Source organism: Paenibacillus taichungensis, from assembly GCF_047302525.1.
GTDB classification, from domain to species: Bacteria; Bacillota; Bacilli; order Paenibacillales; family Paenibacillaceae; genus Paenibacillus; species Paenibacillus taichungensis_B.
The window spans coordinates 932163-951309 of record NZ_CP168020.1; the positions used below are offsets into that span (position 1 = coordinate 932163).

The 19147-nt window shown below is 49.9% G+C and carries 17 protein-coding genes; 10 read left to right on the top strand and 7 right to left on the bottom strand.

Features of this window, described 5'->3' with window-relative positions:
* Positions 1-4: 4 nt before the first annotated feature.
* From ACDJ58_RS04170 to ACDJ58_RS04190, 5 genes are all read right to left on the bottom strand, one after another.
* On the bottom strand, positions 5-1021 hold the full coding sequence (locus ACDJ58_RS04170) for a FecCD family ABC transporter permease (protein WP_413375763.1): 1017 nt from the start codon (positions 1019-1021) through the stop codon (positions 5-7).
* Between the two features lie 2 nt (positions 1022-1023).
* A complete protein-coding gene (locus tag ACDJ58_RS04175; protein ID WP_413379457.1) occupies positions 1024-1995 on the bottom strand; it encodes a FecCD family ABC transporter permease in 972 nt (323 codons plus the stop codon).
* Positions 1996-2197: 202 nt separating this feature from the next.
* Positions 2198-3916: a helix-turn-helix domain-containing protein gene (locus tag ACDJ58_RS04180; protein ID WP_413375765.1), complete on the bottom strand. Its 1719-nt coding sequence runs from the start codon at positions 3914-3916 to the stop codon at positions 2198-2200.
* 33 nt (positions 3917-3949) lie between these two features.
* Complete coding sequence (locus ACDJ58_RS04185; RefSeq protein ID WP_413375767.1) at positions 3950-4699, bottom strand: ABC transporter permease; 750 nt, start codon at positions 4697-4699, stop codon at positions 3950-3952.
* Between the two features lie 9 nt (positions 4700-4708).
* Positions 4709-5449: an ATP-binding cassette domain-containing protein gene (locus ACDJ58_RS04190; protein WP_413375769.1), complete on the bottom strand. Its 741-nt coding sequence runs from the start codon at positions 5447-5449 to the stop codon at positions 4709-4711.
* Positions 5450-5677: 228 nt separating this feature from the next.
* Here ACDJ58_RS04190 and ACDJ58_RS04195 point away from each other — a divergent pair, with 228 nt between their 5' ends.
* Together ACDJ58_RS04195 and ACDJ58_RS04200 are read left to right on the top strand one after the other, a co-directional pair.
* Entirely contained in the window at positions 5678-6679 is a 1002-nt protein-coding gene (locus ACDJ58_RS04195; RefSeq protein WP_413375771.1) for a Gfo/Idh/MocA family protein, read from the top strand.
* Between the two features lie 21 nt (positions 6680-6700).
* Entirely contained in the window at positions 6701-7321 is a 621-nt protein-coding gene (locus ACDJ58_RS04200; protein ID WP_413375773.1) for a pyroglutamyl-peptidase I, read from the top strand.
* 411 nt (positions 7322-7732) lie between these two features.
* On the opposite strand, the gene ACDJ58_RS04205 is transcribed toward ACDJ58_RS04200, so the two are convergent.
* Positions 7733-8575, bottom strand: coding sequence for a 1,4-dihydroxy-6-naphthoate synthase (locus tag ACDJ58_RS04205; protein WP_413375775.1), 843 nt, complete (start codon positions 8573-8575; stop codon positions 7733-7735).
* Entirely contained in the window at positions 8572-9444 is an 873-nt protein-coding gene (locus tag ACDJ58_RS04210; protein ID WP_413375777.1) for a futalosine hydrolase, read from the bottom strand. Before ACDJ58_RS04210 ends, ACDJ58_RS04205 begins: the two co-directional genes overlap by 4 nt.
* 476 nt (positions 9445-9920) lie before the next feature.
* On the opposite strand from ACDJ58_RS04210, the gene ACDJ58_RS04215 reads away from it, so the two are divergent.
* The 8 genes from ACDJ58_RS04215 (at position 9921) to ACDJ58_RS04250 (ending at position 19146) form a co-directional block, all read left to right on the top strand.
* Positions 9921-10310 (top strand): GntR family transcriptional regulator, encoded by a 390-nt coding sequence (locus ACDJ58_RS04215; protein WP_053783970.1) that lies wholly within the window; start codon positions 9921-9923, stop codon positions 10308-10310.
* Positions 10303-11205 (top strand): ABC transporter ATP-binding protein, encoded by a 903-nt coding sequence (locus ACDJ58_RS04220; protein WP_064640337.1) that lies wholly within the window; start codon positions 10303-10305, stop codon positions 11203-11205. Before ACDJ58_RS04215 ends, ACDJ58_RS04220 begins: the two co-directional genes overlap by 8 nt.
* Positions 11180-13207, top strand: a complete 2028-nt coding sequence (locus tag ACDJ58_RS04225) for a hypothetical protein (protein ID WP_413375780.1) — start codon at positions 11180-11182, stop codon at positions 13205-13207. Before ACDJ58_RS04220 ends, ACDJ58_RS04225 begins: the two co-directional genes overlap by 26 nt.
* Before the next feature lie 444 nt (positions 13208-13651).
* Positions 13652-14545 (top strand): hypothetical protein, encoded by an 894-nt coding sequence (locus ACDJ58_RS04230; protein ID WP_413375782.1) that lies wholly within the window; start codon positions 13652-13654, stop codon positions 14543-14545.
* A 108-nt stretch (positions 14546-14653) separates the two neighbouring features.
* The gene (nikR, locus tag ACDJ58_RS04235) at positions 14654-15175 is read left to right on the top strand and encodes a nickel-responsive transcriptional regulator NikR (protein WP_413375784.1); all 522 of its coding nucleotides are present in this window, start codon (positions 14654-14656) and stop codon (positions 15173-15175) included.
* Between the two features lie 309 nt (positions 15176-15484).
* Positions 15485-17128 (top strand): ABC transporter substrate-binding protein, encoded by a 1644-nt coding sequence (locus tag ACDJ58_RS04240; RefSeq protein WP_413375786.1) that lies wholly within the window; start codon positions 15485-15487, stop codon positions 17126-17128.
* A 42-nt stretch (positions 17129-17170) separates the two neighbouring features.
* Entirely contained in the window at positions 17171-18166 is a 996-nt protein-coding gene (locus ACDJ58_RS04245; protein ID WP_413375788.1) for an ABC transporter permease, read from the top strand.
* Complete coding sequence (locus ACDJ58_RS04250; RefSeq protein WP_413375790.1) at positions 18163-19146, top strand: ABC transporter permease; 984 nt, start codon at positions 18163-18165, stop codon at positions 19144-19146. Before ACDJ58_RS04245 ends, ACDJ58_RS04250 begins: the two co-directional genes overlap by 4 nt.
* The last annotated feature ends 1 nt before the right edge of the window (position 19147 follow it).

A 19147-nucleotide genomic window follows, 5' to 3' on the forward strand; every position in this document is an offset into this window, starting at 1 on the left:
GTCATTACTTGGTTCGTACCAGCAGATATAAAAAGTAAGGTGCGCCTATCGCCGCGACCACGACGCCTGCCGGAATGGAATTGGGCTGAAATATCGTTCGCCCAACCGTATCGGCAGCAACCAGGATCACCATGCCGATGAGTCCGGCGGCTGGGATCAGATGGCGATGCATCGGGCCAACCAGTCTGCGGGCCAGATGCGGCGCCGCAAGACCAATGAATCCGATCCCGCCGGCCATGGAGACACTGACGGCAGATAATGCTACCGTGCACAATAACAAAATAACACGTTGGGATCTGACAGGTGTACCAATACTGGTCGCGGCAGCATCTCCCAGATTGAAGGCATCCAGCGTTTTGGAGCGGCTCCATATGTACGAGATGCACAGCACAATCCATGGAAGCAGCGCCTGAACATGAACCCAGTCTCTGCCCCAGACGCTACCTGCCAGCCAGCGGGCGGCGAAGGAATAGGTGTCTTCATCCAAACGCAGGGACAGATAGAGCGTCAGGGCATGGAAACCAGCTGCTACGGCAATGCCCACCAGAATAAGCTTAATGGGGGATACTCCGTTATGTCGGTCATAGGATAGCAGCATGATAATCAACGCCGCGGCGACACTGCCTGCAAAAGCAAACAACGGAATCAGCAAGGCTACCGAGCCATTCATGGAATGGGAGAAGCTTACGAATACCATCAATCCAAAAGCCGCTCCTGCATGCAATCCGAGGATGCCCGGATCGGCCAATGGGTTGCGTGTAATGCCTTGCAGCGCAGCACCGGCAATACCGAGTCCCGCTCCGGCGAGTACAGTAACCAGAATGCGTGGCAGTCGATAGTCGAACAATACAATCTGATCATCCGGCGTACCATAGCCAAGCAGGGTGTGAAGCACGGCTATTGGTGACAGGCGAATTGTTCCCGAGTTGAGGCTGATAACGATAACGGCACAGGCGATACAGAGCAGCGTAATACTGACTGCTATGGAACGTTTGCCTCGTGAAGGTGCATTGGTGTTCATCGCTATAGGGCCCTCCTTTCTTTACGGGCCAGATAGAGGAAGAAGGGTACACCGACAAAGGCGACCATAATGCCTACTGCTAGTTCCTGAGGCGGGTTCACAATGCGTGATCCCAGATCGGCGAGCACCAGCAAGACGGCTCCGAGCAGCGAGGACATCGGAATGATGAGTCGATAATCCACGCCAACCAATTTGCGAGAAATATGTGGAATGACCAGTCCAACAAAGCCGATCGAGCCTACAGCAGAAACGGATACGCCAGCCAGCACAACAACCGCCGTCAAGGCAAACAGCCTGGTCCAGCGGAGATTGATTCCCAGATTAATCGCAACTTCTTCTCCAAGCGACATGAGGGATATCCGACGGGCCATGGGCAAGGTGAGCACGAGGGTAACCAGCAGAACAGGCAGAATCAACTTCAGATGCCGCCATTCAATCCCCCCGAAACCACCTGCATACCAGAAGGCCAAATCCTGGCTCAAATCAAAATATATGGCGACACCGGTGCTGAGCGAACTCAGCATGGCTGCAATAACGGCACCCGCAACGGTAAGCCTGATGGAGGTTAGACCTCCGGGTGCCGCCATACCCAGCAGGAAAATGAGCAGAGTGCCGAGCACAGCCCCTGCAAATGACAGGAACATGATCCAGGCATAAGGCAATCCCGGCCAGAAGGCGAAGCTGAGCGCCACGACAAAGGTAGCGCCTGCATTAATCCCCAGAATGCCGGTGTCTGCCAGCGGATTGCGTGTGATTCCCTGCATGAGCGCTCCGGCCACAGCAAAGGCGGCACCAATCACAGCAGCAGCAATTACACGTGGCAGCCGTAGTTCGTGAATAATCTGATGCGGCGTCAAAGCCGGGTTGTACTGAAATATGGCAGTCCATACGGTCTCCAGTGTCAGCCCCTTGGCACCAAGAGAAATGGCGACAAACATACTTAGCAGCAGTGCGCCAATGGCCGCCAAAAACATCAGGCCAACCGTCACTGCGGATTTTCGTGATTTGGACGGACGTTGTGACAGTCCCGGATGTTGAATGCGGGTCACTCCTTTGTTACCAACAACGCATTGCTGTTGTTATTGATTATCATTATCAATTAGAGAACATTATAAAATCTTAATTCAGGCCCGTACATGGCATAAATTAAGATTATAGAGATGGACATTTTTTAGATTACAGAAATGCTGGTTTGTTCGTCAACATAGAGAGCGCTTCATCGAGCTGGATGTTGATGGAATACGGAGCGTATACCACCCATGAATTCCAGTCTATGACATGAACGCGTCCAGCTTTTACCGCGGGATAGTTCTTCCACAACGGATCAGCAGTAATCTGCTGTAACAGAGTGGTACGTTCGTTCATGGACGTAACCGCAATCAGCAGCACATCCGCTTCGAGGCCATCCCATTCTCCAGGCGTGAAAGACGTCCAGTTGAATCCCACACCAGCAGGTTTGCCTGTTAGTTCCTTCTGAATTCGATCAGGAGGGGACAGTTGCAGGCTGCGGTAAAATACATGACCGAAGTTGCGATTGCTGTACATGCGCGGTCCTTTTGCAGTTAAGGTACAGATAGCGACGGTGACCTGACCCGCTGTCTCCCTGATCTTTTTGCGAGCCCGCTCCGCCTTACGCTCATGCCGATCTAGCCACTCCTTTGCCGCTTGAGTACGATCCACGATAGAGGCGATTTTCTGCAAATGACCGAACATGTCTGTCTGATTCCAAGGGATGGTGATGATTGGAGCGACATCTCCAATATGTTCCATCGCTTTAGCAGCTGCGTTATCCTTAGTTAGAATCAAATCGGGATTCACATCAAGGAATGCCTGGCGTCCCTGTTCCCAGGGTTCATAGGCATGGAACGGCAGCGTCAACGATTTGGGAACATGGGGCAGATGGCCTTGTATTTGAGCTGCACATGGTGTGATGCCAAGTGTCATCAGGTGATCGGTGTATGGATAGGAGAGTGAGACGATATTTCGATGTACCTGCTTGGCATAGGAAGTTGGCGCATAACCAGCATGGTTCCTGAAGCGGCGGCTGAAATAGAATTCATCCCGATAGCCTACCTGGCGGGCCACATCACGAATACGCAGATCTGAAGTCATGAGCAATTCCTTGGCCCGATTCATTCGTAAATGAGTGATATATTCGATAGGATTTTTCTGCATCCGGCTCTTGAACAGCTGTGAATAATACGACGGATGCATACCTGCCAGTTCGGCCAGCTTCTCGAGTTTGATTTCGTTCATATAGTTTTCCCGCATGAACTGCAAGGTTGATCTGAGCCACTGTTCAGGCTCGTCCTGTCCATCCACATCCGACTGACCTTCCTGCGGCCAGAGCGTATGAAGCAGATCGGTCAGAAGCAGCTGCACTTTCAGGCTGGTCTGAGAAGCTTCGGTTGTTAATTGTGCGGCAATTCGCTGTATCCCATAGTAAGGACCTTGAATCCACCCTGTTACAGGTGAACCAAGCTCTCGCTCATATATTCGCCGTTCTTCCGTTTTCTCAGCAACCCGAAACAGATCGAAATGAATGATATACAGTTCAATCTCATGGTCCGCATCAGAGAAAAGCTCCAGGGATGTTCCCGGAGTACACAGGAAAGCGGACTTCCGGGCGACGAGGGATTCGATTCCGTTTACTAACAGCTTGCCCGTGAATTTGTGCATGTAGACAAAGGTATGATGAGGAAGCTCAGTCTGACTCCATTGCCAATGTGTATTCAAGGTAACCAGCTCTGCCTGACGCAGTTCGAGCAACGCATCGTTTAGAAAAGCATCCATTTCCGTTCGTGTCATGGATTCATCAGTGCGTTTCGGCTGATCTGGTTGGGTCAACATGTGGGTGGTATTCCGGTTATTATTGGTGCTCGGATGGGTTAACATCGTGTGGCCTCCTTTCCTGATGAGGTTGATATATCATAGCGAACGCAGCCGCATATCCGATGTGAACCACTGTCGGTACGTCATCAGGCTAAGCAGGATGCTGGTAATGGCGGCCGAACTGGTAAAAGCAAACACGATCAGAATCTGGTAACGCACGGCCTCAACCGGATCGGCACCCGCAATAATCATGCCTGTCATCATGCCAGGAAGCTGTACGAGTCCTACCGTTTTCATGCCATCGATCGTGGGGATCATGCTGGATTTCACGGAACGTTTCAATACGTCCTGAAAAGCACGTCTTGGCGTTGCGCCCAGTGCAAGCAGGGATTCAATCTCTCCTTTGGAGGATTCGACTTCGCGTTTCATCTGATTCAGAAACAGCCCGGACACCACCATGGCATTACCGATGGTCATCCCGCTCAATGGAATAATGTATTGAGGAGTAGGCTCTACAATACCCAGGCCTAACAACAGTCCCATCATGAGCAGCTCCGTGACCGTAATTGCAGCCGCAATATATAAGGAAATCCAGCGAAGTCCTTTTCCGCGTTTGCCAGCATTAGTGGAGGCTACGATAATCATGAATCCGACAATGGCAATGATGAGAGCGGGGTGGTCCGAGTTGAAAATAAATTGAAGTACATATCCGACAAGCAACAGCTGTACAGCGGAACGAACAGTGCCTATAGCAATATCCTTTTCCAGATCAAGCTTCTGCCAGACGGAGATGAGCATGGTGAGCATCACAAATATAATGGTAAAACTCAGAGCGATGAGAGACATGATTTCTCCTTATTCTGCCGCAGGGGCAGGGTGCAAAATGAATTGTCTGGCCAAGTCGGTGGCCGGATTGTCAAAAAAATGAGCTGTCGGCTGGCGCTCCAGCAGTGTCTGATTGCCCATAAACCAGGTGGTTGTACTGAATGATTGTGCCTGTTCCTGATCATGGGTAACCCAGATGAGCGAAGTACCTTCCTGCTGGCTCCAGCGGGTCAATTGCTCTTCCACCAGGCGTGCGTTGGTCCGATCCAGGGAAGCAGTCACTTCATCCAGCAGCAGGACCTCAGGACGCAGCATCATGGAACGAATAAGAGCTATGCGCTGTTTCTCCCCACCGGAGAGGTCGATGGCCCGCTTTTGAATATCAAGATTCTCCAATCCCATACCTGCAAGCAGGCGTCGGGCGAGATCCTGATCGTATGGCTGCCTGTGAAGCAGGTGCACTGTTTTCAGGTTATCTTCCACAGTGCCTGACAGCATGACAGCCTGCTGTGCGACATAAGTCATGCGCATGCGCCAAATACGAGGGTCCGAATCCCGATAAGAAGTTCCTTTCCAGATCAGGTCTCCTTCATCAGGAATATCCAGCAGGGCGAGAATACGGAGCAATGTGCTTTTTCCTTGGCCAGATGCACCGAGTATGGCAATACGTTCTCCCTGATTCACTACTGCGTTCACATGTTCAAATAAAATATGCTGTTCGGTTAGACCGATACGTTTCACTAGCTTCTCAATAGTTAAAAGTGTGGACAAAGTCGGGTCGTCCTTTCATCCGTGATCTGCAATCATCTTAGCAAAAATACGAAAAAATTGAAATGAGAGTGAATCTCGATTAGATCATTGAAATTACAACATGGAATGTGAAAGATGAAACCAGTCTGACGCAAGCGGTTCTTTTTGGTAAAATAAAGAAGACTCCGTGTTGGCCTAATCGAGATCGTGATCTTTATAAAATATTTTGATATCAGGGGAGGCTTTAATATGACGAAAGTTGTTGGACGGGACAAAGTGAATTGGGGCATTATGGGTACAGGATGGATTGCATCCCAGTTCGCGCGAGATCTGGAGCATGCCGGAAACGCCGTAAAAGCGGCGGTGGGTTCACGAACAGCCGAAAGTGCAGAGAAGTTTGCAGCTGAATATGGTTTTGCACGCGCTTACGGTTCATATGATGAAATGCTGCAGGACCCTGAAGTGGATATTATTTATGTGGCAACACCGCATCCGTTACATAAAGAAAATGTGCTTGCTTGTCTGGAAGCGGGCAAAGCGGTACTCTGTGAGAAACCGTTTACGATGAATGCCCGTCAGCTGGAGCAATTGGTGGATAAGGCGCGTGAGCGCAAGCTTTTTCTCATGGAAGGCATGTGGACACGCTTTCTGCCGCCGATTACCCAAGCCAGAGCATGGATCGCGGAAGGCAGAATCGGCGAGGTACGTCTGGTCAAAGCAGACTTCGGTTTCCGTGTAGGTTGGGAGCCGGAAGGCAGGTTGCTTAACCCGGATCTGGGTGGGGGTGCTTTGCTCGATGCAGGGGTATATCCGATCTCCTTCGCGTCCATGATTTTTGGCGAGCAGCCTCAGCATGTGTGGAGTACGGCCAACATTGGACAGACGGGTGTGGATGAACAGTTCTCCGTACTGTTGTCTTATTCCGAAGGACGTTCTGCATCGCTGAATGGGGCCATTCGTCTTAACTTGAGTAACGAAGCGGTCATATATGGCACAGAAGGGTACATTCGTTTACCGCTTTTCCTGGCGGGCAAAGAAGCCTATCTGCACGTGAACGGCCAGGACGAACCGGAGACATTTACGGATGACCGGACGTGTATTGGATATGCATTTGAAGCGGAGGAAGCAGGGCGCTGCATTCTGGAAGGACGTACGGAGAGCAGAACGATCCAACTGGACGAATCCCTGGAAATCATGAAGTTGATGGACACGATTCGTGGGCAGTGGGGCTTGCGTTACAAATCCGAGTAAATAGACAGGAGTGGAAATGCGATGGTGAAAATACTGATCTCCGGATTTGAACCTTTTGGCGGGGATGCGGTGAATCCAACGGGAGAGCTGATGGAGGTACTTGCGCTTGAAGTGATAGAGGGAGCAGAGCTGAAAACAGTGCTGCTGCCTGTGCACTTCGATGAATGTGCGGATCTGCTGATCGCAGAGATGGAATCCTATCAACCGGATGTCGTCATCGCCTGTGGTTTGGCCAAAGGTAGGACAGCCATCACACCTGAACGGATTGCTGTTAACGTCAAAGACATTCCTCCCGGCTCCTATGCGGACAACCAGGGCCAGCATCCCGTGGACGAGCTCATAGTGGAAGGCAGCCCGGACGGCCTGTTCTCTACATTGCCGATTCGTGCGATGGTGAGTAACATAGGGGCAGCAGGCATCCCGGCTGCGGTGTCCAATACAGCAGGCACGTATATTTGCAACAATACGATGTACCGGGTACTGGATCATATCCGATTGAAGCAGCTTCCGATTCGTGCCGGATTTGTACATTTTCCGGCTTCAACAGAGATGGCTGTGCTTCAGCCTTCGGTGCCGTCACTGCCCATTCCAATGATGCTGGATGCTCTTCGGGTTATGATTCGCACGGTAGCGGCGGAGTAATTGAGTTTGGATCAACATTTTGTATAGATTCGGTGTGTTGTTGGAATAGATTAAGAAGGGCTGTCCTATTGTCATGAACATGACTTTATAGGACAGCCCTTTGTATTATCTAACGAACTAGAGTCACGCTAATGTGCGGATTTCCATAGATAATGGAATCTTACGAACCCTAGAAGCGTTATTTCGCCGTTCATTCTGTTTTTTCTGTCTTTTCGCTGAGATTTATCGGAAATAACGTAACTGAGATTCGTTAGTATCTCCATTCCGCTCGATTCTGCTCAATAAGGTGTTACCGATTGGTTAGCGCCTTGGACACGAGGTGTCAGCACTGAGACCGTACCCAGCAGAAAATAGAAAAAGAGATTGGGCACAGCCTAGTCTCATTGATTTTCTGAATTGATGCCGTGCGAATTAGATCCGCAACAAATCCAGATCGAACTCGGTAACAAGTCCTTCTTTCATCGCTCGACCAAGCAACGCTGTAATTGCACCGTAACCGTCATCGCCCAGGTTGGCGCTGAACTCGTTAACGTACAGGCCGATATGCTGCGCAGTTACATCAGGGTCCATCTCTTGTGCATGTTCCATGACGTATGTTTTGGACTCATCCGGATGCGCCCATGCGTATTCCACCGAGGCACGTGCCCAACCTGCAAGAGCGTGAGCATCCAGGTTGCGACGGGCGATGATTGCACCCAGAGGGATTGGCAGACCAGTGTCGCTTTCCCACCAGTTACCGAGATCTGTCATAAGTTTGAGATCATAATTCTGGTACGTGAAGCGTGCTTCATGGATCACCAAGCCGGCATCGATCTTGCCGTCCCGGACAGCAGGCATAATCTGGTCGAATGGCATAACGACAATCTCGCCTACACCGCCGGGAACATTTTGTGCTGCCCAGAGACGGAATAACAGGTAGGCTGTTGAACGTTCGCTCGGCACGGCAACTCGGCGTCCCGAGAGATAGGCCGGATCGGTTGTGCCGTTAGCGGTCAGAACCAGTGGACCACATCCTCTGCCAAGTGCGCCGCCCGCAGGCAAGAGCGCATAATCATTCAGCACATAAGGCAGTGCTGCATAGGATATTTTCATGACTTCAGGTGTATCTGGTCCATCCGGATTTGCCGCAAGGCCGTTGGTAATATCGATGTCCGCATAACGGACATCAAGCTCAGGTGCACCTGGAATCAGTCCATGCACCCAGGCGTGAAAGATAAATGTATCGTTGGGACAAGGGGAAAATGCAATTTTCATGATGTAAGTACCTCCCGTAAAATGGAACTTGCAGCCTGGAGCGCATCCAGGGCGTCCTTGATGCGCCAGGCGTCGCGGTTGCGTGGACCGACCGCGTTGGATATAGCCCGCAGTTCGAGTGCCGGCACGCCGAACTGCTGGGCTGCGGTTGCTACGCCGAAGCCTTCCATGCCCTCGGCGGCGGCATCCGGCACGCGGCGCAGCAGCTCCGCGGCCGTCTCGGCAGTTCCGGTCGCCGTGGATACGGTGACCGCCGTGCCTCCGCTGACAGCGAGCCCTGCCCGCTGCAGCTCATGGCGCAGGCGCGCGGCAAGCACCGCGTCCGCCGCCACACGGGACGAGCCGAAACCGAGCTCGTCCACGCTGAGGAAGCCGTCTGGCGTCTGCGAGCCCAGATCGGCGGCAACCATGGCGTCGGCTACTACGAGGGAGCCGACGTCCGCCCGGCCGGGGAACCCGCCGCCGATGCCGGCACCGACCACCAGCGTGTACGCTGGGGTCAGTCCGGTCCCGGCAAGGGGCCCCGGCCTTGAGGATGCGGCAGATGCTTGTGCCGCATCGGGTTCGCTTGGCGCAGCGGAGCCTTGCGCCAGCGCATTTGTGCCAGCCGCTGCTGAGGCAAAGGCCAGCGCGGCAGCGGTTCCTGCTGCGGCCGAGGCAGGGCCTACGCCCGCAGCAATCACATCAAAGCGCGCAGCTTGGTCACCCAGGCCGCGCAGTACAGCCTCTTTTTCCGCATCAACGGCGGTTACGATTAATACACGCTGTGTCGAAGCTGTGGATGTCGAGTTTGTTTCAAAGCTACTTGACAAGCTTGTAGTTTCTGGGCGATTACGTTCTATAGAATCATTCTGTTTCTGTTCATTCATCCCGGATTCTCCTTCATGAGGTTTTTAAAAGCCATCTATAAAATATGTACGCATATGTCAGACGTTAGGACAACTGTACAGACAACGAGCGAAGCGAGCGCGTGAACCAGTGAACGTGCACAACGTTCTTCTCCATCATAACGGAAGAGGAAAGATCAGAACAAGCATTGAACGTATTTAGCTGGATAAGTGATTTAACGAACAGTAGCAACCCGCCCGAACCAAACTGAACCCCGAAATTACGCGTTTTATATAACAGAGTGATCTATTTCTATCTGTCTATATGTCACTTTAATCATATATATAAACCTAACGCGAATCATACGAGAAGTCAAAGTAAATGGTTGACAATCTGTATTAACTGTACTAATAATAGTAGTACAGTTAATACACCTTAGTGTTGGATATATACACTTCAAAATACAGTCATCTTTCATCAATAGGGTATTACAACTTTTATAGAGAGGAGGTGCGGGATGTTCGAATTGGATGTACGCAGCCGTAAGGCGATCTATGAGCAACTAGTGGACAAAATCAAAGAAATGATCGTGTACGGTGTTCTCCAACCCGATGAGCAGCTGCCTTCCGTTCGCACACTGTCCGGGCAACTCACGGTTAATCCGAATACGATTCAGAAAGCGTACCGGGAACTTGAACGTGAAGGTTATATCTATTCATTGCAGGGAAAAGGGAGCTTCGTATCATCGTCCGTGGAACATCCGAATGCAGCCATGAGAGATGAAATCAGAGCCGCTCTGGTGAAGCTGATTGCGGAAGCTTCATATTCCGGTTTGAGCAAAGCCGATATGACGCTTTTATTTGAGGAAGCGATGGCCCGTATAGAGAAGGGGGAGCCGCATGATTGAGCTGAATCAGGTCATTAAGGCATTTGAACAGGAAAAAGCCGTTGATGGCGTCACGATGCAAGTACATAAGGGATCGATCTACGGTTTGCTCGGTTCCAACGGGGCGGGCAAAACGTCGCTGCTCAAAATACTGGCAGGCATCTATCGTCAGGATAGCGGAACGGTTCGCATTGAGGGACAAGAAATATATGAAAATATGGACCTCAAGGGACGCACCATTTTTATGGCAGATGCGCCATACTTTTTCCCGCAATCGTCCATCCATCAGATGGCTGCCTTCTATCGTTCGGTATATCCGCGCTGGAATGAGGAACGCTTTGTACAGCTCGGCAGTGTATTTAAACTGGACGTGAAACGTAAACTGCATCGCATGTCCAAAGGCATGCGCCGTCAGGCAGCCGTCTGGCTTGGGCTCAGCTGTATGCCTGAAGTGCTGCTCATGGATGAGCCGATCGATGGACTTGATCCGGTCATGCGGCAGCAGATCAAGAATCTGCTGTTCCAGGAAGCAGCGGAGCGTCAGGTGACGATTCTGATCTCGTCTCACAATTTGCGCGAGATTGAAGACCTGTGCGACCATGTTGCCATCATGCACAAAGGCCGGATTATCGTAGAGAAAGATTTGGATGATCTGAAGGCTGATACGCATAAAATTCAGGTTGCTTTCCGCCATCCTGATCATGCCAAGGCAATGGATGAACAGGTGAATATTTTGCATGAAGAGCAGCGTGGAAGTGTATCCCTGTTTATTGTGAAAGGCAATCGCGAGGCTGTAACAGAACGATTCCGTGCATTTGATCCCTATCTGCTGGATGTGCTGCCGCTGACGCTGGAAGAAATATTTATCTATGAAATGGAGGATGCAGGATATGATATTCAACCGATTGTTCTGTAACCGGGGCATCCTGTTCCAAAATTTCAGGCAGCATGGATGGATTGGCATCTTGTACCTGATCACGTTGTTGTTTTCGCTACCGCTCCATATCGGTACAGAGTACCGGGAAGTACCACAGCAGATTACGAGTTTGTTCCAGGCGAATGGAGAAGTACAAATTCTGTTTGCCATTACGTTCCCAGTAGCTGCGGGCATTTTTCTGTTCCGGTATGTGCAATCCGGTGCACCTTCGGATCTGTTCCACAGTTTGCCGCTGCGCCGCAAACATCTGTTAACCGTTAATTTGTTGACAGGATTTATTATGATCCTGCTTCCAATCTGGATAACGACTGCCATCACAGGCTGGGTATGGGCAGCACTGGATCAGTCCGCATTTATATTCGGAGGTAGTTCAATCTGGATGTGGGGCCTCAGTATGAGCATCTACTCGTTGTTTATGTTCATGCTGACCGTGGTGGTTGGTATGTGCATTGGACAGTCCGTGTTGCAGGGACTCACCGTGTACGCGCTTCTATTGTTGCCTGTTGTTGTATGGTTCATTTTTTCCTTGCATCTTCAGCATTACCTGCTTGGATATCCGTACGATGAAGTTGGGCGAAATGCAGAAAAAATATCTCTAGTTCTTCGCATGGCTTCGATTAGTGGAGCTCCTGTGATCGGTTGGGAACTCATTATTTATTCAATATTGACACTGTTATTCATCCCGTTGTCTTACGTATTCTATGCGAAGAGACAGGTGGAATCTGCTACCCAAGCGGTGACGTTTACGCTGGTTAAACCCATATTCCGATTTGGTTTAATGTTTACGCTGGTTTTAATTGGCGGTGCCTACTTTACCATAATTGCTCCAAGAGGATCATCGGGGTGGGGAATCTTCGGATATATCCTCGGTGGAATTGTCGGTTATATTGGTGCCGAGATGATTATCCGCAAGACGTGGTTGATCTGGAGCAGCAAACTGCTGCCCAAGTTTGCTTTATATGGTATCGTGGCTGGATTGATTCTGTACGTCCCTGTTGCCAATTGGAATGGATATGTTATCCGAGTACCTGAACTGAACAAGGTCAACAGTATCAAGCTTGGTGGAGAGAGATACACTTATACTAACGGTGTCTCATCGAAAATGGATGACGATCCTTTCTATTCAAGTGATTCTGAATATATGAAAGCCGTTATTGCTCTTCATCAGAAGATCGTGGATTCTGATCTGTCTTTGCTGGATGATCCCATCAATCCTGGTATGCGTAATGACGAGTATGTGTTTATTAATTACAAGCTGGATAACGGCAAGGTGATGAAACGCAAATATTACATTCCCGAACCTGAATTTCGTCAGGAATTGATGGCGCTGAAGCAGTCTCAGGCTTACAAAAAATTTGCATTTGATACGTATAAGCTGGATGAGGACGCGCTAAGTATTGGCATTCGCTCAACGGTTAGTTCATACCGAAAAGTATATATTAGCAATCCGAATCAAGTTCGTGAATTCAAGGAATTGCTGAAACAGGACATTATGGACCAGACTTACGAGGAACAACGTTCTCCGTGGCAGTCTTTTGCATACGCTGAAATGAATCAGGATTCCTCATCGAATGAACCTTCTCAACCCAAGGAGATGTGGAACTTTGAGATCAAACCAAGCTATGACAGGGTACTGCACTGGCTCAAAGAGAACAAATTATACGAGCAACTGGAATTTCCAGTAGATGAGGTGGCTTCCGCACAATTTGTAAAGCAGGAGATTAACAGTCCCGGAAATCCTCAGATGGTGTACCCTCAGTCAGAATATGTGGACGGGAATTTAAGTGGCAACAAACAGATCGCTACCAAAAATAAAAAAATTATCAGCGAATTGCTTCAACGTCAAAGGTCCGGTTATCAAACAGAGAGAGATACGCTCTATCAGATCAAATTGAATGTCACCCGCGGGGAGAACATCTATATGATACTGAAGGAAGAGGACCTGACGGAAGAGATGAAAGCCATCCTGGTCGGACAGTAAGGTTATCTTTATGCGGGAAGGGTTCTCCCGTTATAACATGTTGCTTGCCGATCGGACTTGACCAGAATACAAGTATGGAATATATTAGAAAAAGGTAGTGGTTCGATTCGAAATGATGACCATTTCGGCGAATCCCATATGGAACGGCTTATGAGGGAAGCACCCGTAAGAGCAGGCAATACGCCTGACTTGCGGGTGCTTTTTTTGTTTTTTGCCAGTTTGTATATCAGGGATCGTAATTGAATCACCGCACAGATACTCCAGCAGGTTCTAACTATCAATTCATATTGAAGGGAGCAGAAGAGAATGCAAACTGGAATTTTGGAGGACAAGGAAAATCATCAGGTGGGTCATTGTTCATGTTCAGTGCAAGCCAGGCAAAGCCGCATAATTGAGGGAAATGAAGGCAAGCAACAGATCATGAACCAATCCAGTATGAGGAGCATGACAAATCATAGTTTCATGAGCAACATGAGTAACCGATACGGGCCACGCCCTAACCTTCTCGCTAACGTATGGACCCGTATGAGTCTGGGACTCATCATCATATTCATTATGAGTGTGATGTATTATTCCTCCGCTGCTGAAGCGGCGGGCCCTGAGCTTGGCGTAACAGCCCAGAAGGCGTGGGAAACCGTGCTGAGCAAGGCCGATTCGCAGACCAAGTTGTCCCTGCAACGAGCGTACGAGAACGTTGGCAACTGGACGACGCAGGAACAAACCTGGGAACAAAAGACAAACACCATTCACTCCGCCAATACCAAGGAGCTTGAACAATTACGTGTGAGTATAAGGCAAATCGATGATGCAAAGATCGCTGGTTTAACCGAAAAGGTAAAACAAACCGAGGCACGGTATGAGTCTTTGTTTGCCTTGTACAGTTCAGTGAATAGGCAGCTCGATGCCGCCAAAGCGATCAAAAACAAGGAATGGAGTGCGGCTATTCGCACCCAAGCGGATACGTTAAAACCAGTTGTTCAGCTCGCCCGACAAGACATTCGCTTCAAGAAAAAGGAGCTTGCCGAAGCCCGCAAACGAAAGAGCACAGAAGTGAAACGGTTGCGTACTTTTCTGGCTGGAGCTGATCCGGTGAAGAAGCAGATTCAAACGGGCAAAAAACAGGCGAGCCTATCGAAAGAGCGATATTCAAACGCGTTGCAGCAATTCAAACAGAGTGCAAAACTAGGCCAGTCATCACGCGTATTAAGCTCGTTGAACTCCTTATCCGCAGCAGCAGAGAAATGGGCAGGCTCCAAACAACATATCTATACACTGGAACAGAAGGTAAGTGCTACCTATGCCAAAGTCAGACAGGAACTGACCAAGAGACCTAAATAAAAGCGAGCTACATTATCTTTTTTGCCGCTACCGAGAAATAACAGTATAGTCGATGAGAAGACAGGACTGTGGTACACTCGAAGCAAACGAGGCGGCAGGAGGATATGAATGGCAGACAAAGAAGATTTGACCCGGTTCGGTGTGGCATTTCCCACGCCTCTGATCGAACAGTTTGATAGCTATATCGAAGAGCAGGGATATAAGAACCGTTCGGAAGCTTTTCGTGATTTGGTCCGTAAAACATTGCTGGAGCCCTCTGCATTGCATTCCGAGCAGGATGTAGCTGGAACCATTGTGATGGTGTATGACCACCATATCAGTGATCTTCCTATTCGGTTAATGGAGCTGCAGCACGATGCACACCATGACATCATCTCCAATATGCATGTGCACCTGAACCATGATCAGTGTCTGGAGGTCATTGCGGTACGGGGCAACCTAGGACGATTGCGTCATCTGCATCAGCAGATTCAGGTTCAAAAAGGAGTACTGTATGCAGAGCTGTCCGTAACGTATGTGGATGAGCTCAACAAAATGGCAAGCCACCACAGTCCGCACAATCATGACCACAGCCAAAATCAACAAAGTCATTACCATCCTCACCATTCTCCTGATTCTTCAACGGATTAACTTTCAAAATTTCAATAACCGATTCATTGGCATTAGTCGACTTTGTCCATAGCACGTATTTAGAACAACAGATTATTGGTCCATTACCGATAATCTGTTGTTCTTTTTGTTTTGTTATAATACCTAACTTGAAATGCTGTATCATCTACGGAACCCCCTGTTAATCTCTTTTGAATTCCCTGTAAATGAAAATAAATGGATTTCGAAGTTAAGTTTGTTGACACAATAAAACTTTTTTGTGCTACAATTTTCAAAAAAAGTAACACGGAATTGGGTTGGGAAGTAAAAATTAAAGGGGGAACAACGTAGATGCGCGGATTTTCATGGGGGAAACGATCGGTTAATACGGGATTAGGTATTTTACTTATATGTACAGTGGGGCTATCGGGATGTACACAGGAGACATCCTCAACAGAGAGCGTCCATCGGGCGACGGTTTCTCTTCCCAAAGACGAATTGGTGCTGGCCGTTGGCACGGAACCGGAAGGCGGATTTGATCCCACTACGGGCTGGGGACAGTACGGTTCGCCACTCTTTCAGAGCACTTTGCTGAAAAGGGATGCCAAGCTCCAACTGGTCAATGATCTGGCGACAGAGCATTCCGTCAGTGAAGATGGGCTGACTTGGACCGTCATACTCCGGGATGATGTAAAGTTCTCCGATGGTGAGCCACTGACGGCCGAAGATGTCAGGTTTACGTTTGAAACGGCTGCCAAGAGCGGTTCGGTCATCGATTTGACCAATATGGCTGATGTGGAAGCACCGGATACGACAACTGTCGTCTTTACATTAAAGTCGCCGCAGTCCACGTTTATCAGTCTTCTGACTACACTCGGTATTGTGCCTGAGCACGCCTATGGTCCTGATTATGCCGAGCATCCGGTTGGGTCTGGTCCATACAAGCTGGTGCAGTGGGATAAGGGTCAGCAGGCGATCGTCGAGGCTAACGAACAATATTACGGGAAGAAGTCTACATTCCATAAATTGACGTTCCTCTATCTGGATGAGGATGCAGCCTTTGCGGCGGCGCAAGCCGGAACAGTCGATATCGCGGCTATCCCGGCGGCATTTAGTAAGCAGCAGGTAAACGGCATGAAGCTGGAATCGGTGAAAACAGTTGATAACCGGGGCATCATGTTCCCGATGCAAACCGCAGGCGCTAAGTCTGGTGACGGCCTGCCGGCAGGCAATGATGTTACATCCGACATCTTCATTCGCAAAGCGGTAAATGTCGCAATTGATCGCACTGCATTGGTGGAGGGGGTACTGGAGGGTCATGGTCGTCCGGCCTACTCGGTCAGCGACGACCTGCCGTGGAGCAATCCGGATTCTGTATTTGCAGATGCGAATCTCGATGAAGCGAAGCAGATTCTGGCTGATGGCGGATGGGTGGATACAGACGGTGACGGAATTGTCGAGAAGAACGGCACAAAGGCCGAGTTCAATTTGCTCTATTTTGCAGGGGATCTAACGAGACAATCTTTAGCGCTGGCTGCTGCGGATATGGTGGCCCAGGCAGGGATCAAGGTCAATGTAGAGGGAAAGAGCCGGGAAGAGACGAAAAAGCTGGCCTATACTAATGCCGTATTATTTGGGTGGGGAAGTCATGATCCGCTTGAGACATACAACCTCTACAGTAGTACCCATAAAGGCGAAGGGTACTACAACACTGGATTGTACAGCAATCCAACCGTGGACCACTGGATGCAACAAGCTCTCCAAGCGACAACGGAAGAAGAGGCACTGCCCTTCTGGCAGAAAGCGGAGTGGGATGGATCGACAGGATTTAGTTACCAAGGCGATGCGCCATGGGCATGGCTGGTGAACATTGATCATCTGTATCTGGTGAAGAATGGTCTAAATATCGGTGAACAGCAGATTCATCCACATGGTCATGGGTGGCCGGTGACATCCAACCTGGAAGAATGGTTCTGGGAGGAAGAATTGAAATAGAAAACTCTGCGGTAGCGTTAGCCTGAATTGGGGAGAGATTGGATGGAGGACAGGGTGGGATGGGCCAGATTCGTCGGATTTAAAATGTTGCGGCTGTTATCTTTGCTGGCAGGAGTCAGCGTGGTGTCGTTTATATTAATGCAGTTCTCTCCAGTGGATCCGGTGGAGGCCTACATTGGTGGAGATATGATCAGGGTAAGCGCAGAGCAGCGCAGTCTTATTGAGGAACGCTGGGGGCTCAATGATTCACCCGTAGAAAGACTACTTACTTGGGGACAGGCACTGATTCAGGGAGATTTGGGAACATCAATGATCTATAGGCAGCCTGTTGCGGATATCATCAAGGAACGATTCATGAATTCTGTTGCTCTTATGGCGGTGGCCTGGGTATTATCCGGTCTGATTGGATTCGGCCTGGGTGTCGTTGCTGCTATGAGACGGAATTCGCGGCTGGATCGTCTGATCTGTTGGTACTGTTACACACTGGCTTCCACGCCGGTATTCTGGATCGCGCTGTTACTGCTCATGGTATTCGGTGTATGGCTTGGCTGGCTGCCAATTGGGCTTGGTGTACCTGCGGGCATGGCAGCAGATCAAGTGACATGGGGAGATCGGGCCATGCACATGATTCTGCCTGCGCTGACGTTGAGTCTGACGGGCGTAGCCGCTATTGCCTTACATACCCGGCAGAAACTCGTGGATGTGCTGGACTCGGATTATATTCTTTTTGCGAGGGCACGGGGTGAGCGAGGTGTTCAATTGTTTCGTCGTCATGGGTTCAGGCATGTGGTACTGCCTGCTTTGACGCTGCAATTTGCTTCATTTAGTGAATTGTTCGGTGGGGCTGTGTTGGCGGAGCAAGTGTTTTCCTATCCCGGATTGGGTCAAGCAACGGTCCAGGCGGGATTACGCGGTGATGTGCCGCTGCTGCTAGGACTTGTGTTGTGCAGTGCAATATTTGTGTTTACAGGCAATATGATTGCCGATATTCTGTACCGTATCATTGATCCGCGCATGAAGGAGGAGGCTATAGGATGAAACAGACATTGGAACGTCCCTCCCAGCCTGCGGCTCAGACTGCACAGCATCCGAAGGTTAACTCTCCCAAAAGTGAGGCGGGGAACAAAAGAAATTGGAGGTCAGTACTTCCACGTACTCATGGTGGGAAAGGTTATTCAGGTGGCAGTAATTCTCGTTTCCGTAATCCGCGCAAATGGGCGATGATCTGGGGTGGCCTGGGTGTGACATGGATTGCAACCGTGTGGCTGACAGGCAGACTGCTGCCTGCTGAATCGACGCTGACCTCCTTGATGGATCGGAATCTGGCTCCGGCTTGGGCGCATCCTTTCGGTACGGATTGGCTGGGACGAGATATGTTCATGCGCACATTGAAAGGATTGGCAACGAGCATTCAGGTGGGGTTACTCGCGGCTTGTGGCGGCGGACTTATCGCGCTATTGCTGGGTCTTGCTGCTGCTTCAGGGAAAGCTGCGGACCGGGTCATTTCATGGATCATTGACCTCTTCCTGAGTGTTCCCCACTTGGTATCGCTGGTAATGTTGGCTTTTGTGTTCGGTGGAGGTTTGCCTGGGGTGGCGTTAGCCATTGCCCTAACCCATTGGCCGAATCTGGCCCGGATTGTAAGGGCAGAGATGATTCAGCTGAGATCAGCAGAGTATATTCACATCTCACGCAGATTGGGTCATTCGAGAATGCGTATTGCGGTGCAGCACATGCTGCCTCATCTGATCCCGCAGCTATTCGTGGGAGTGCTGCTGATCTTCCCTCATGCGATTCTGCATGAGGCAGCTATCACTTTTCTGGGGCTGGGGCTGTCACCGCAGCAGCCAGCGATCGGTATTATTTTATCAGAGTCGATGAGATATTTATCCGCAGGGATGTGGTGGTTGGCTTTTTTCCCAGGACTCGCATTGTTGTTGGTCGTTCGTGCGTTTGATGTGTTGGGCGGTAGTCTGAAGACATTAACGGGAACCGGCAGTTCAAGGGAGGTGGTGTAGA

Bases quoted from the DNA above. Each gene is read 5' to 3' on its own strand.
- ACDJ58_RS04170 (WP_413375763.1), bottom strand. From the start codon at position 1,021: ATGAACACCAATGCACCTTCACGAGGCAAACGTTCCATAGCAGTCAGT.
- ACDJ58_RS04175 (WP_413379457.1), bottom strand. From the start codon at position 1,995: ATGTTTTTGGCGGCCATTGGCGCACTGCTGCTAAGTATGTTTGTCGCC.
- ACDJ58_RS04180 (WP_413375765.1), bottom strand. From the start codon at position 3,916: ATGTTAACCCATCCGAGCACCAATAATAACCGGAATACCACCCACATG.
- ACDJ58_RS04185 (WP_413375767.1), bottom strand. From the start codon at position 4,699: ATGTCTCTCATCGCTCTGAGTTTTACCATTATATTTGTGATGCTCACC.
- ACDJ58_RS04195 (WP_413375771.1), top strand. From the start codon at position 5,678: ATGACGAAAGTTGTTGGACGGGACAAAGTGAATTGGGGCATTATGGGT.
- ACDJ58_RS04200 (WP_413375773.1), top strand. From the start codon at position 6,701: ATGGTGAAAATACTGATCTCCGGATTTGAACCTTTTGGCGGGGATGCG.
- ACDJ58_RS04205 (WP_413375775.1), bottom strand. From the start codon at position 8,575: ATGAAAATTGCATTTTCCCCTTGTCCCAACGATACATTTATCTTTCAC.
- ACDJ58_RS04210 (WP_413375777.1), bottom strand. From the start codon at position 9,444: ATGAATGAACAGAAACAGAATGATTCTATAGAACGTAATCGCCCAGAA.
- ACDJ58_RS04215 (WP_053783970.1), top strand. From the start codon at position 9,921: ATGTTCGAATTGGATGTACGCAGCCGTAAGGCGATCTATGAGCAACTA.
- ACDJ58_RS04220 (WP_064640337.1), top strand. From the start codon at position 10,303: ATGATTGAGCTGAATCAGGTCATTAAGGCATTTGAACAGGAAAAAGCC.
- ACDJ58_RS04225 (WP_413375780.1), top strand. From the start codon at position 11,180: ATGATATTCAACCGATTGTTCTGTAACCGGGGCATCCTGTTCCAAAAT.
- ACDJ58_RS04230 (WP_413375782.1), top strand. From the start codon at position 13,652: ATGACAAATCATAGTTTCATGAGCAACATGAGTAACCGATACGGGCCA.
- nikR (WP_413375784.1), top strand. From the start codon at position 14,654: ATGGCAGACAAAGAAGATTTGACCCGGTTCGGTGTGGCATTTCCCACG.
- ACDJ58_RS04240 (WP_413375786.1), top strand. From the start codon at position 15,485: ATGCGCGGATTTTCATGGGGGAAACGATCGGTTAATACGGGATTAGGT.
- ACDJ58_RS04245 (WP_413375788.1), top strand. From the start codon at position 17,171: ATGGAGGACAGGGTGGGATGGGCCAGATTCGTCGGATTTAAAATGTTG.
- ACDJ58_RS04250 (WP_413375790.1), top strand. From the start codon at position 18,163: ATGAAACAGACATTGGAACGTCCCTCCCAGCCTGCGGCTCAGACTGCA.